Annotated in this window: 12 protein-coding genes; 10 read left to right on the top strand and 2 right to left on the bottom strand. The window is 65.1% G+C overall.

All coding sequences use genetic code 11. The features are described from left to right. The first annotated feature begins 65 nt into the window (after window positions 1-65). From A3AU_RS0111465 to A3AU_RS0111450, 4 genes are read left to right on the top strand one after another with little or no spacing between them, the layout of a single operon-like run. Window positions 66-947, top strand: a complete 882-nt coding sequence (locus A3AU_RS0111465; protein ID WP_027052942.1) for a branched-chain amino acid ABC transporter permease — start codon at window positions 66-68, stop codon at window positions 945-947. Next, window positions 944-1,906, top strand: a complete 963-nt coding sequence (locus A3AU_RS0111460) for a branched-chain amino acid ABC transporter permease (RefSeq protein WP_027052941.1) — start codon at window positions 944-946, stop codon at window positions 1,904-1,906. Before A3AU_RS0111465 ends, A3AU_RS0111460 begins: the two co-directional genes overlap by 4 nt. Next, window positions 1,903-2,628, top strand: a complete 726-nt coding sequence (locus tag A3AU_RS0111455) for an ABC transporter ATP-binding protein (protein ID WP_027052940.1) — start codon at window positions 1,903-1,905, stop codon at window positions 2,626-2,628. Before A3AU_RS0111460 ends, A3AU_RS0111455 begins: the two co-directional genes overlap by 4 nt. After that, window positions 2,625-3,362: an ABC transporter ATP-binding protein gene (locus A3AU_RS0111450; protein ID WP_027052939.1), complete on the top strand. Its 738-nt coding sequence runs from the start codon at window positions 2,625-2,627 to the stop codon at window positions 3,360-3,362. The genes A3AU_RS0111455 and A3AU_RS0111450 overlap by 4 nt, the downstream gene beginning before the upstream one ends. Here the strand turns inward: A3AU_RS0111450 and A3AU_RS0111445 are convergent, their stop codons facing one another. Both A3AU_RS0111445 and pncA read right to left on the bottom strand, forming a co-directional pair. Beyond that, window positions 3,363-4,772 carry a sodium:proton antiporter gene (locus A3AU_RS0111445; protein WP_027052938.1) on the bottom strand — a complete coding sequence of 470 codons (1,410 nt, stop codon included), beginning with the start codon at window positions 4,770-4,772 and terminating at the stop codon, window positions 3,363-3,365. It lies immediately after the preceding gene. 49 nt (window positions 4,773-4,821) lie between these two features. Continuing rightward, entirely contained in the window at window positions 4,822-5,436 is a 615-nt protein-coding gene (gene pncA, locus A3AU_RS0111440) for a bifunctional nicotinamidase/pyrazinamidase (protein ID WP_027052937.1), read from the bottom strand. A gap of 291 nt (window positions 5,437-5,727) precedes the next feature. Between pncA and A3AU_RS01000000135310 the strand changes: the two genes are divergently transcribed. The 6 genes from A3AU_RS01000000135310 to A3AU_RS0111390 are packed head-to-tail and all read left to right on the top strand — an operon-like array spanning window position 5,728 to window position 12,909. Further along, entirely contained in the window at window positions 5,728-6,591 is an 864-nt protein-coding gene (locus tag A3AU_RS01000000135310) for an FAD binding domain-containing protein (RefSeq protein ID WP_032917193.1), read from the top strand. Then, on the top strand, window positions 6,588-9,452 hold the full coding sequence (locus A3AU_RS0111410; protein ID WP_245235459.1) for a molybdopterin-dependent oxidoreductase: 2,865 nt from the start codon (window positions 6,588-6,590) through the stop codon (window positions 9,450-9,452). The genes A3AU_RS01000000135310 and A3AU_RS0111410 overlap by 4 nt, the downstream gene beginning before the upstream one ends. Beyond that, window positions 9,449-10,990, top strand: coding sequence for a hypothetical protein (locus A3AU_RS0111405; RefSeq protein ID WP_027052934.1), 1,542 nt, complete (start codon window positions 9,449-9,451; stop codon window positions 10,988-10,990). Before A3AU_RS0111410 ends, A3AU_RS0111405 begins: the two co-directional genes overlap by 4 nt. After that, window positions 10,990-11,874 carry a UPF0280 family protein gene (locus A3AU_RS0111400; RefSeq protein ID WP_027052933.1) on the top strand — a complete coding sequence of 295 codons (885 nt, stop codon included), beginning with the start codon at window positions 10,990-10,992 and terminating at the stop codon, window positions 11,872-11,874. Before A3AU_RS0111405 ends, A3AU_RS0111400 begins: the two co-directional genes overlap by 1 nt. After that, window positions 11,867-12,451 carry an amino acid synthesis family protein gene (locus tag A3AU_RS0111395; protein ID WP_027052932.1) on the top strand — a complete coding sequence of 195 codons (585 nt, stop codon included), beginning with the start codon at window positions 11,867-11,869 and terminating at the stop codon, window positions 12,449-12,451. Before A3AU_RS0111400 ends, A3AU_RS0111395 begins: the two co-directional genes overlap by 8 nt. Next, window positions 12,448-12,909, top strand: coding sequence for a MarR family winged helix-turn-helix transcriptional regulator (locus A3AU_RS0111390; RefSeq protein ID WP_027052931.1), 462 nt, complete (start codon window positions 12,448-12,450; stop codon window positions 12,907-12,909). Before A3AU_RS0111395 ends, A3AU_RS0111390 begins: the two co-directional genes overlap by 4 nt. Window positions 12,910-12,928: the final 19 nt, after the last annotated feature.

The following is a 12,928-nucleotide window of genomic DNA, read 5'->3' as shown; positions in this document are numbered from 1 at the left end:
GCCTACCCCCCTCTGCCCGGCCGGGCAGAGGGGGGCGCCTGGCGCCTCCGTAACCGGATAGCCTCATGCACTTCGGACCCCATCTCCTGCTCGCCGCCCTCGAAGGCCTCGTCACCTCAGCGGTGCTGGCGCTGACGGCGCTTGGGCTGTCGCTGGTGTTCGGCGTCATGCGGGTGGTCAATGTCGCGCATGGCGAATTCTTCATGCTGGGGGCCGTGCTCGCCTGGGCGATCTCGACGGCGATATCGGGTCATCCGGCGCTCGGCTTCCTGGCGGCGCTGGTGATCGCGCCGCTGATCGTCGGCGCAATCGCGCTGGTCGCCGAACGACTGGTGCTGCGCCGGCTCAACTACAATCCGGAAGCCACCATCGTCGCCACCATAGGCATGCTCTACATCATCCAGCAGCTCGCGCTGAGCTTCTATGGTCCCGAGGCGCGGCCGGTTGAGCCGCCCTTCAGCTACCGCATCCTTCTGCCTTGGTTCGGCTACTCCGGCTACAAACTGTCTATCATCGCCGCCTCCGCGCTCCTGCTTACCGCGACATGGCTGGTGCTGACGCGCACGAAGGTCGGGCTCATCATGCGCGCCACGCAGTATGACAGCGAAACGGCGCAGGCCTTCGGCATCGCGGTCGGACGTGTCTATGGCGGCGTCTTCGCGCTTGGGGCCATGCTGGCGGCCATCGCCGCGGTGCTGATCGTACCGATCAGCCAGGCGCATTATCTGATGGGGCAGGATCCGCTGCTGCTCTCCTTCATCGTCGTCATCATCGGCGGCCTCGGCTCGCTGCGCGGCACCGTCGTCGCCGCCGTGCTGATCGGCCTCTCCGACGGCATCATCTCGATGTTCTTCTCGCCGACCCTGGCCAAGATCATCGCCACGCTGCTGGTCGCCATGGTGCTGGTGTTCCGCCCGCAAGGCCTGTTCGGGACGGCATCGCGATGAGCGAAGCTTCGCCGGCAAAGGCCTATGCGCTGCATCTCGGCATCATCGCGCTGCTCTTCGTACTGAGCTTCGTGCTGCCCGAGTACTATCACGGCCTGCTCGCCCGCATCATGGTGCTGGCGGTGTTCGCCATGGGCTACAACATGCTGTTCGGCTATGTCGGCCTGCTCAGCCTCGGCCATGCCATGTTCTTCGGCGCCGGCCTCTATGGCGCCGGCCTGGCCATCATCCAGCTCGGCTGGGGCGTGCCGGCGGCATTCATCGCTGGAATTGCCTGCGGTGCCGTCCTTTCGCTGATCATCGGCCTCCTGGCACTACGCACCACGGGCGTCGCCTTCATGATCGTCACCATGATGTTCGCGCAGGTGTTTTATCTGCTGATCCTCTACTTCGCGAATTGGACCGGCGGCGACCAGGGCCAGGTCGTGCCGCAACCGGCGCGCGTCCTTGACTTCGGCGCGACCGCGCTCGACCTCACCAATCCGACGGTGCGCTACATGACAGCGCTGGCGCTGTTCTCGTTCGTCCTTCTGGTCACGCTTGCCATCGTGCGTTCGCGATACGGACGGGTGCTGGTGGGCATCCGCGAGAATGAAGAGCGCACCAAGATGCTGGGCTACGACACCTTCTCCAACAAGCTCATGGCCGTCGTCGTCTCCGGCACCATCTGCGCGGCCTCCGGCGCAGCCTACGCGCTGCTGTTCGGCTATGTCGGCTCGAGCTTCGCGTCGGTGCAGTACTCGATCCTGCCGCTGCTGTGGGTCTTGCTCGGCGGTGCCGCCACCACAATCGGGCCGCTGATCGGCACCGTCTTCATGTACTATGTCATCGACGTCACCAGCGGCTACACGTCGGCCTATCTGCTGATCGTCGGCATCGCGCTGATCCTGCTCGTGTTGTTCTTCCCCAAAGGCATTCTCGGCACCATCCGCCAGCGCTGGCTCGGATGGCTGCCATGACGCCGCTGCTGACCACCAAGGACCTGTCGCGCAATTTCGGTGGGTTGCGCGCGGTCGACACTGTCGACTTCACCTTGATGCCGGGCGAAATCCGCGCCGTCATCGGCCCCAACGGAGCGGGGAAAACCACCTTCGTCAGCCTGGTCAGCGGCCGCATCCAGCCGTCCTCGGGGGCGATCGTCTTCGACGGCGCCGACATCACCAGCCAGCCGGCCTATATCAGGGTGCGCCAGGGGATCGCCTATACGTTCCAGATCACCAGCGTCTTCGCCAATCTCAGCGCCTACGACAATGTCGCATTGCCCGTGCAGCGGACCCTGAGCGATGGCCGCTCGAAAGGTGCGGTGCGCGCGGGCGTCATGTCGGCGCTCGAACGCACGGGCCTGGCCGACCGCGCCAATATGCCTGCCGGGCAGTTGTCCTATGGTCACCAGCGCCTGCTGGAGGTGGCGATGGGCTTGGCGCTGAAGCCGCGCCTGCTAATCCTCGACGAGCCGACGCAGGGGCTGGCCGACAGCGAGATCGACAATTTTATCGCGCTGGTGCGAGACATCGCCAAAGGCGCGACCGTGCTTTTGATCGAGCACAACATGCCCGTCGTCATGCAATTGGCCGACCGCATCACCGTCTTCAATGCCGGCAAGATCCTGGCCGAAGGCACGCCGGAGGCCATCCGCGAAAACGCCGCGGTGCAGGAAGCCTATCTGGGAACCGCCCCATGATTGAGACGAACAAGGCGGAAGCGAGCAAGACGGAAGCGTTGCGGATCGCGGGGCTGGACTGCTTCCATGGCGCGGTTCAGGTGCTCTATCGCCTCGACCTCGTGCTGAACAAAGGCGAGGTGCTGTGCCTGTTCGGGCGCAACGGCGCCGGCAAGACGACGACGCTGAAGGCGATCATGGGACTGGTTCCTGCAAGCGCGGGCTCGATCAAGCTCACCGGCAAGGAACTCACCGGTCTGCCGGCGCATGAGGTGCCGAAGGCGGGCGTCGCCTATGTGCCGCAAGGCCGGCGGCTATTCGCCGAGATGACGGTCGCGGAGAACATCGAGATCGGCCTGATGGCGCGCGGCAAGGGCAGGGCCGTGCGGGACAATGTCCTCGACCTTTTTCCATTGCTGCGCCAGCGGCTGCGGCAGCGCTCGGGCACCTTGTCGGGCGGCGAGCAGCAGATGCTGGCGATGGCGCGTGCGCTGTGCCTGGAACCGGAGGTGCTTTTGCTCGACGAGCCGACGGAAGGGCTGATGCCTTCGATGATCGCGAAAATCCGCGAGACGGTGTCGAAGCTGCGTGCCATGGATGTCTCCACAATCCTGGTCGAACAGCGCGTCGACGCGGTGCTGTCGGTTGCCGACCGGGTTTGCTTCATCGAAAATGGCCGCAACCGCGAGACGGTCGATGTCGAGGAATTGCGCGCCGATCCGTCGGCGGTAAGGCGCTATGTCGGTGTCGGCTGATCAGCCGAAAAACAGAAAGCCGGCAATCAAAAAGGTCGGGATCAGCACCAGCCCGGACCAGATGATGTAACCGAAAAAGCCGGGCATCTTGACACCGCACTGCCGGGCGATGGCATAGACCATGAAGTTGGGCGCATTGCCGATATAGGTGTTGGCGCCCATGAACACGGCGCCGGCCGAAATCGCCGCCAGCGTCGACGCGAACTCGGTCATCAGATGTTGAGGGTCGCCGCCGGCGAGTTCGAAAAACACCAGATAGGTCGGCGCATTGTCGAGGAAGGACGATAGCGCCCCGGTCAGCCAGAAATAGGCGAGGTCGTTGGGCGTGCCTTGCGCGGAGGTCACCAGCGCGACCAATGGCGCCAGGGCGCCGTCATGGCCCGCCCTCAGGATGGCGATGACCGGCACGATGCAGATGAAGATGCCGGCAAACAGTTTTGCCACTTCCGCGATCGGACCCCAGTTGAAGCCATTCGCCTGACGGTATTCCCGCCGCGAAACCGCCAGCGACACGAAGGCGAGCACCAGGATGATGGCGTCGCGCACCAGGTTCTGCAGTTCCAGGGTCACGCCCTGGATGGCGACGCTGACCTCAGGCTTCCAGGTTGCCGACAGCAGGATGGCGCCGATGACGCCGGCCAGCAGCGGAATGTTGGGCAAGCCACGGATGCGTACCTTCGAATCCGGTGTCGGATCCTTGATCTTCGGCGCGCCGGCTTCGCGCCGGTGCAGGATGATGTCGATCGTCAGGAACACCGCCAGAACCAGGCCGCCTACGAACAGCGTCTCGCGCCAGAGATTGGCGGTCGTCCAGAAGAAATCGACGCCGCGCAGGAAGCCGACGAACAGCGGCGGGTCGCCGAGCGGCGTCAGCGAGCCGCCGATGTTGGAAACGAGAAAGATGAAGAAGACGATGACATGGGCGTTGAACGGCCTGGCGTCGTTGGCGCGGATGATCGGCCGGATCAGGATCATCGAGGCGCCCGTCGTGCCGACAACCGAAGCAAGCAGCGCGCCGATCAGCAGCAGCCCGGCATTGACCAGCGGCGTGCCGTGGATGTTGCCGGCGACCAGAATGCCGCCCGAAATTGTGAACAGCGCAAACAGCAGGACGATGAAGGACATGTATTCGGTGAGCAGCGCATGCAGCACCGCCTCGGTCGCCTGGGGGATGCCGAAGGCGAGCGCCAGCGGCACGACCACGAGTGCCGCCCATAGGGCTGATATCTTGCCGTAGTGGTGCTCCCAGACATGGTGGAAGAGCAGCGGGCCGGTGGCGATCGACAGCAGCAGGCCGGCAAAGGGCAAAGCCCACCACAACGACATGGAAGCGCCTGGCAGCCCGTGTTCCTCGGCCGCGAAGGCCGCTTCCGGACACAGCACGACGACGGCGATGGCCACGCCCGCCATCGCGCCTGCGCCGATCCGCGAAAAGCCCCTCTGATGCTCCACCGTCCGTTCAGTCCGACAAATGGTCTTCAAGCGTGACGCCGGCATCGCGCATGCGCTGCAGCATGGCATCGAGCGAGCCGTTGAGATCGATGCCGCGGCAGGCATCGAGCCGCACGGTGGTCTTGAACCCCTGGCTGACAGCATCCAGCGCCGAAAAACCGACACAGAAATCGGTCGCCAGGCCGACCAGGGTGATGGTGTCGATGCCGCGCTCCCTGAGATAGCCACCGAGGCCGGTCGGCGTCGTGTGGTCGTTCTCGAAGAAGGCCGAATAGCTGTCGATGGCCGGGCGAAACCCCTTGCGGATGACGAGCTCGGCCTTGGTCCAGGCAAGGCCGGAATGAAAATCCGAGCCGAGGCTGCCCTGGATGCAATGGTCCGGCCATAGCGTCTGCTGGCCATAGGGCATTTCGATCGACGTGAAAGGCTGCGCGCCCGGATGGCTGGAGGCAAAACTCGAATGACCTGCGGGATGCCAGTCCTGCGTCAGCACGACGTGATCGGCATGGCGGATCATGTCGTTGACCAGCGGCACGATCTCGTCGCCGCCGATCACGGCCAACGCACCGCCCGGGCAAAAGTCGTTCTGCAGGTCGATGACAACAAGCGCTTCGTCGGCCATGGGCTTCCCTCTTCTGTACGTCATGCTCCAATGGAAAATGCCGCGAACGCGACCGGACGCAGAAACTTGACCAGATGGCAGGCCGCGTCAACCTCCGGCGGCATAACAATCTCGTTGAATGAGCGCATGCCGGGACGATGGCAACAACTCTGGCTTTGACAAATTCCGCCGGCTTGATATCATTTGCATACGAATGAATTTCCGGTTTTGTGGACCGGCAAGATCATACCTGGGGTAAACGCCCTGGGAGGGCCAAATTCGGGGAAGGCCCGCTCTCTGGGAAGGCACAGCGTGATCCGTTACGCGAAACCCACCACGATTGACGAAGCGCTCGCTTTGCTTGGCGAAGGCGCCTGGCGCATCCTTGCCGGCGGCACGGATTTCTATCCGGCACAGGGCAGCAGGCCATTTCGCGACAATGTCCTCGACATCAATGGTCTCGCCGCGCTACGCGGCATCGCCGAGACGGACGACCATTTTGTCATCGGCGCGCGCACGACCTGGACGGACATCATCCGTCATCCCTTGCCGCCGGCCTTCGACGCGCTGAAACAGGCCGCGCGGGAAGTCGGTTCGCCGCAGATCCAGAACGTCGCCTCGGTCGCCGGCAATCTGTGCAATGCCTCGCCGGCAGCCGATGGCGTGCCCGGCCTGATCGTGCTCGATGCCGAGGTCGAACTGCGTTCGGCGACCGCGACGCGTCATCTGCCGTTGCCGGATTTCATTCTCGGCAACCGACGCACCGCCTTGCAGCCCGGCGAAATGGTGACAGCCATCCGCGTGCCAAGGACGGCCACCGCCGGCACGTCGGCCTTCGTCAAGCTTGGCGCGCGGCGCTACCTCGTCATCTCCATTGCCATGGTGGCGGCGCGTCTGGTCGTGGACAATGGCACCGTCGCCGAGGCCGCAATTGCCGTTGGCTCCTGCTCGGCTGTCGCCAGGCGGCTTGCCGGCGTCGAAAAGGCGCTGCGGGGATTGTCGGCCGATGGCAGGCTCGCTGCCGCGATCCGGTCCGCGCCGATGACAGAACTGTCGCCGATCGCCGATGTGCGCGGCAGCGCCGAATACCGGCTCGACGCCGTGCGCGAGATTGTTGTCCGGGCCGCGCTGGCCGCCGCCGGACCGATGAACGAGCATATGGTGGCGGTGGCATGAACAAGGCTCAGCCCGAGATGAACAACGCTCTGACCGACATAAGCCAGGTTCTGCCGGATGAGGCCCTGCTCGATCGGGGCAGAGCGCAGTCTGGCCTTGAACGCGCCGACATTGCCTTCGCGGTCAATGGCGCCGCCGTTTCGGTCAACGTGCCGCCGCTTCGCCGGCTGTCCCAGGTGCTGCGCGACGAATTGCAGATGACCGGCACCAAGGTCGGCTGCGACGCCGGCGATTGCGGTGCCTGCACGGTGCTGGTCGACGGCGACCCTGTCTGCGCCTGCCTGATGCCGGCGGCCTCCGTATCGGGGACAGCGGTGACGACCGTCGAAGGACTGGCCAATGGCCGGCTGTCGGCCTTGCAGGCCTCTTTCCTTGCACATGGCGCGGCGCAATGCGGCATCTGCACGCCGGCGCTGCTGGTGGCGGCGACAGCACTGCTGGACGCCAATCCCACACCGAGCGAGATCGAAGTGCAGGATGCGCTGGGCGGAATCCTCTGCCGCTGCACCGGCTATCGCAAGATCATCGCGGCGGTGATGGAAGCCTCCCTGCAAGCCGCAGATCTCGATTTCCGCCTGCCTCCGTCCGGCCACGCCATTGGTTCCTCACCGGTCAGGCTCGACGGCGTGCCAAAGGTCACCGGCGACGAGAAATTCGGCGGCGATTCCTTCCCGGCCGATGCGTTGTCGGTGCTGGTGGTCCGCTCGCCGCACTATCATGCCAGTTTTACCTTCGGCGATATCGACGGCTGGGCGAGGGCGCATCCCGGCATTACAGGTGTGTTCACGGCGGCCGATATCCCGGGAAAGAACTGTTTCGGCGTGATCGGCCCATTCGCCGATCAGCCGGCGCTGGCCGAAGGGTTTGCGCGGTTTCGCGGTGAAGCGGTGGCGCTGGTCGCCGGTGAGCGCGAGGCTATCCTCGACCTCGATCTGTCGGATTTCCCGGTCCGCTGGGCCGAATTGCCGCATCTCCTGCACCCTGCGGAAGCGCAGGCCGACGGCGCTGCGTGGATCCATGAAAACCGCCCGGCCAATCTGCTAACCTCCGGCTTTGTCGAGCGCGGCGATCCAGACGCAGCGCTTGCCGGTGCTGCCTTCACCGTGTCCGGCGCTATCGACACATCCTATGTCGAGCATGCCTATATCGAACCGGAAGCCGGCTATGCATATCTCGATGTTGACACACTGGTCGTCGTCGCTTGCACCCAGGCGCCCTATATGGACCGCGACGACACCGCGAAGGTGCTCGGTCTTCCCGTCGACAAGGTGCGCATCGTCCCGACCGCGACCGGCGGCGGCTTCGGCTCGAAACTCGACGTATCGTTGCAGCCTCTCATCGGCCTGGTGGCGCTGAAGACCGGGCGGCCGGCCACCCTTGCCTACACCCGCAACGAATCGATGATGTCGACCACCAAGCGTCATCCCTCGGAGATGAAGGCGACCATCGGCGCCGATGCCGACGGCCTTGTCACAGGCATGATCTTTTCAGGCGATTTCAACACCGGCGCCTATGCGAGCTGGGGACCGACCGTCGCCAACCGCGTACCGGTGCATGCCTCCGGCCCCTATGCGACGCCCAACTACCGCGCCGAGGGCCGCGCCGTCCACACGCATGGTCCGATCTCGGGCGCCTTCCGTGGCTTCGGCGTGCCGCAGGCGACGATCATGCAGGAGACGCTTTACGACGAGCTGGCCGGTGAGCTTGGCCTGGACCGCCTTGAGTTTCGCTTGAGAAACTGCCTTCGGAACGGCTCCGAAACGGTTACCGGGCAGAGGCTGGAGTCCGGCGTCGGCATTGCCGAATGCCTTGACGCCTTGCGGCCGCATTGGGCGCGGGCGGAGGCTGACGTGGATGCCTTCAACAATGCCAACCGGGATAAAAAGCGCGGTGTCGGCGTGGCTTCGTGCTGGTATGGCTGCGGCAACACCTCACTGCCCAACCCGTCGACCATCCGGGTCGGCATCGCGGCTGACGGCGACGTCGTTCTTCACCAGGGCGCCGTCGATATCGGCCAAGGCTCCAACACCGTCATCACCCAGATCTGCGCCGACGCGCTCGGCCTGCCGCTGGAAAGATTCCGGCTGAAGAGCGCCGATACGGCGATCAGCCCCGACGCCGGCAAGACATCGGCCTCGCGCCAGACCTTCGTCACCGGCAAGGCGTCCGAGAAGGCTGGTCGGGCCTTGCGCGACAAGATCCTGCGGTTTGCCAATGTTTCGGAGAAGGCCACTCTACAATTGGATGGCACGGCGATCGTCATCCGCGAGGGCGAAGCCACACGCCGTATCGATCTCGCCTCGCTCGACGTGGATGCCGATGGCTTCGTCTTCCGCGCCGAAGAGACTTATGATCCGCCGACAGTGCCGCTCGATGCCAAGGGCCAGGGCAAGCCCTATGCCGTCTACGGCTACGGTGCGCAGATCGCCGAGCTTGAGGTCGATATCAAGCTGGGCACGGTGAAGCTCATCAAAATCACCGCCGCGCATGATGTCGGCAAGGCGATCAACCCGCTGCTGGTCGAGGGCCAGATCGAAGGCGGTATCGCGCAAGGCATCGGCATGGCGCTGATGGAGGAGTACATTCCCGGCCGCACCGAGAACCTGCACGACTATCTCATTCCGACCATCGGCGACGTACCGCCGATCGAGACCATACTGGTCGAGGTTCCCGATCCCGAGGGGCCGTTCGGCGCCAAGGGGTTGGGCGAGCATGTGCTGATCCCGACGGCGCCGGCGATCCTCAACGCCATCCGCCACGCCACCGGCGTTCTCATCACCAAGGTTCCGGCGACGCCGACGCGGATTCGCGCTGGCATCCGTGAAAAAGATGGCATCCGCGAAAAGGAGGCACGCGCGTGAGCGAGCTTGCCGAGCGTTTTGAGACCCATGATCCCGGCGAGAAGCTGGTGGCGGAGAAGATCCGCTGCGATGCCTGCCCTGTCATGTGCTACATCGCGGATGGCCGCACCGGCGCCTGCGACCGCTACGGCAATGCCGGCGGCCGGATCGTGCGCATGGACCCGCTGACCATCCTCGACCATGCGGCGGAAACCGGCGCGGCAATTGTGCCCTTCATCGCTGAAGGCGGGGCATGGGACGGCGAACTGGTCAACACGGGCCGCCGCTTCGTCACCGCCATCGGTGCCGGCACCACCTATCCCGACTACAAACCGGCGCCTTTCATCGTCAGCCAGGAGGTCGAGGGCGTCGATCTCGTCACCGTCGTCACCGAGGGCATTTTTTCGTATTGCGGCGTCAAGGTGAAGATCGACACCGATCGTCATCTCGGCCCCGAGACAGCCATCGTGCGCGCGGCGGGCGAGGCGATCGGCCATGTCACGACGGGCGAATACGGTTCGCAGATGCTGTCGCTGGGCGGCGTGCATCATCTGACCGGCGGCTCCAAATCGGAAGGCCGCGCCACTTGCGACGCGCTGCTTGATCTGTGCAACCGCAAACCGGTGGAACTGACCATCGATGGCGGCGCCACCATCATTGTCGAAGCCGGCAAACCACCTGTCATCGACGGCAAGCAGGAACACCGCATGCGCGTCGGCTGCGGCTCGGCCACCATCGGCATGTTCGCCACGCAATGGCGCGGGCTGGTCGACGAGGTGGTGGTGGTCGACGACCACATCACCGGGGTTGTCTCCGAGCATCAGGCCGGCAAGGTGCTGGGCTGGCAGGATACGGGCATCAAAATCATCGGCCGCCGTTCGACGCCGGGCCGCTATTTCAAGGTCTCCGAGCCCGGGCTCGGCTGGGGTGGCACCTCGATTTCCGACCCGCTGTCGATCCTCGGCGAGTGGAACGCCAAGAAGGGCGCCCGTCCCGGCCTGTCGCTGCTGATGGTTTCGACCACCGGCGAGCAATTCGCCTATTACGAACTCGACGACGAATTGAAGCCGGTCGAAAAGCGATTTCCAGAGCGGCTGCAGAAGTCGGTGGGGCTGATCGAGGACAATTGCGAGCCGGCACTGTGCACGGTGCTGTTCATCGGCGGCGCCGGCGGCTCGCTGCGCGCCGGCGTCACCGAAAACCCGGTCAATCTCACCCGCTCCGTGCAAGGCTTGAACACCTATGTCACCGTCGGCGGCGCGCCGGTCTATGTCTGGCCGGGCGGCGGCATAACGCTGATGGTCGATGTTACGCGTGTGCCGGAAGGCGCGTTCGGCTATGTGCCGACACCGGCATTGGTGGCGCCGATCGAATTCACGCTGCGCCGCGACGATTATGTCAGGCTCGGCGGCTACGAGGCCGAAATCCGCAGTGTCGAGGACATCGTCGCCAAGGGCGGCGAGTATCTCAATCCGCGGCGGGGCACCGGTGCGCCGACCAGCAATCCATGGCCACCGCTGGCGCAATTGCACCGCGCCGGTTCGAACGGGATCGGGTGATGGACGGCCCGCAAGCGCACTGGCTGCAGGATGGCAGGCGGCTGCATCTCAATCATGGGCCGATCGACCTGATCGTCGAGGCTTTTGGCGATGCGGATGAGCGTCGCGCGGCCTACGAGCAGGCCGTCACGCGCTTTCAGACGATGCTGATCGAGTTGGTCGAGGAGCTTCCCGAATTGCGGCTGCCGGCATTTTTCCTGGCGCCGCGCAGCTTCGCCGGCCCGACGGCGCGGCGCATGGAAGCGGCCGTCATGCCGCTCGCGGAATGCTTCATCACGCCGATGGCGGCCGTCGCCGGATCGGTAGCCGACGAAATGCTCGCCGCGCTGCTGGCCGGCCGCAGGCTCGATCGTGCCTACGTCAACAATGGCGGCGACAGCGCCCTTCACCTCGGCACGGGCACGTCGATCGGCCTGGCGGTCGCGGGCACCGGCAACGGCATGGCCGACCGGATTACGATCCGCGCCGAGGATGGCATAGGTGGCGTCGCCACCAGCGGCTGGCGCGGCCGGTCTTTCTCGCTTGGCATTGCCGATGCCGTCACCGTGCTGGCGCGCACAGGCGCCGAAGCCGATGCGGCGGCGACGCTGATCGCCAACGCGGTGGACCTGCCCGGCAACCCGGCCATCCGCCGCATGCCCGCGCGCGACCTGTCGCCCGACAGCGATCTTGGCGAGCGCCTGGTGACGCAGGCGGTCGGCACGCTGGGATTTGCCGACGTGACGCGGGCGCTGGACAATGGCCTTGCCGTCGCCGAAGATTTTCGCCGGCGCGGGCTGATTGCCGGATCGGCGCTGTTTCTTGGCGGTGAGGCCCGCATCAGCGGCGCCGTTGCGCTCGCCGCGCCCAACAAGCATGAACCGGAGGAGATTGCCCATGCCTGAGTTTCCGATCCGCAAGATCGCGGTGCTGAGCGAAGAGATCTTTCATGAGGGCGGGCCGGCCGTTGACGTGCCGCGCCGGCGTGCCGCGGCCATGGCCGTGGTCAAGAACCCGTTCGCCGGCCGTTATGCCGAGGATTTGCAAAGCGCCATGGATGATCTGAAGCCGCTTGGCTTGCTGCTCGCCGACCGGCTGATCGCCGCACTCGGCGGCGACGTCAAGCAGATCGACGGCTATGGCAAGGGCGCCATCGTCGGCACGGCGGGCGAACTGGAGCACGGCGCGCTGTGGCATGTGCCGGGCGGCTATGCCATGCGCGAACGGCTCGGCGACGCCAGGGCGATCGTGCCGTCGGCCAAGAAGGTCGGGGCTTTCGGCTCGAAGCTCGACGTGCCGATCGGCCACATCAACGCCGCCTATGTGCGCAGCCATTTCGACGCCATGGAAGTCGGTGTCAGTGACGGCCCTCGCCCCGACGAGATTGTTTTCTGCCTGGCCATGACCTGCGGGCCACGGGTTCACAACCGCATGGGCGGGTTGGCGGCCACCGACATCAAAGCCTGGGACGGGCTGCGGTGAGCGGCGAGGACAATCTGCTCAAACTGGTCGAGGTCGAGGCGCCGGATGATCAGGACTACCTCCTGCAGGACCAGGTCGGCTTCATCCTGCGCAAGGCGCATCAGCGCCATGTTTCGATCTTCGCCTCGCATATCGGAGACCTGACGCCGCCGCAATTCGCGGCCCTGGCCAAGCTGCGCGATGTCGGCGAGACCTCGCAGAACCAGCTCGGCACGCTGATCGCCATGGATGCGGCGACGGTAAAAGGTGTCATCGACCGGCTGAAGGCGCGCGGCCTTGTCGAGCTCTCCAAGCATGAGGTCGACAAAAGGCGGCTGCTGGTCGATCTGACCACTGAGGGCCGCGACGCGATCGACCGGCTCATCCCGCTGGCGCGCGAGATCACCAGGGAAACGCTGGCGCCGCTCTCGGCCAAGGAGATCGCCACCTTCACGAGACTGCTGGCGAAGCTGGCCTAAAGCCGGTTGGTGATGCGCA

The sequence above is a fragment of the Mesorhizobium erdmanii USDA 3471 genome (genome assembly GCF_000472705.1).
Taxonomy (GTDB): Bacteria; Pseudomonadota; Alphaproteobacteria; order Rhizobiales; family Rhizobiaceae; genus Mesorhizobium; species Mesorhizobium erdmanii.
Note: the sequence above shows the minus strand (reverse complement) of the source record. Positions and strands in the feature narration are given on the sequence as shown.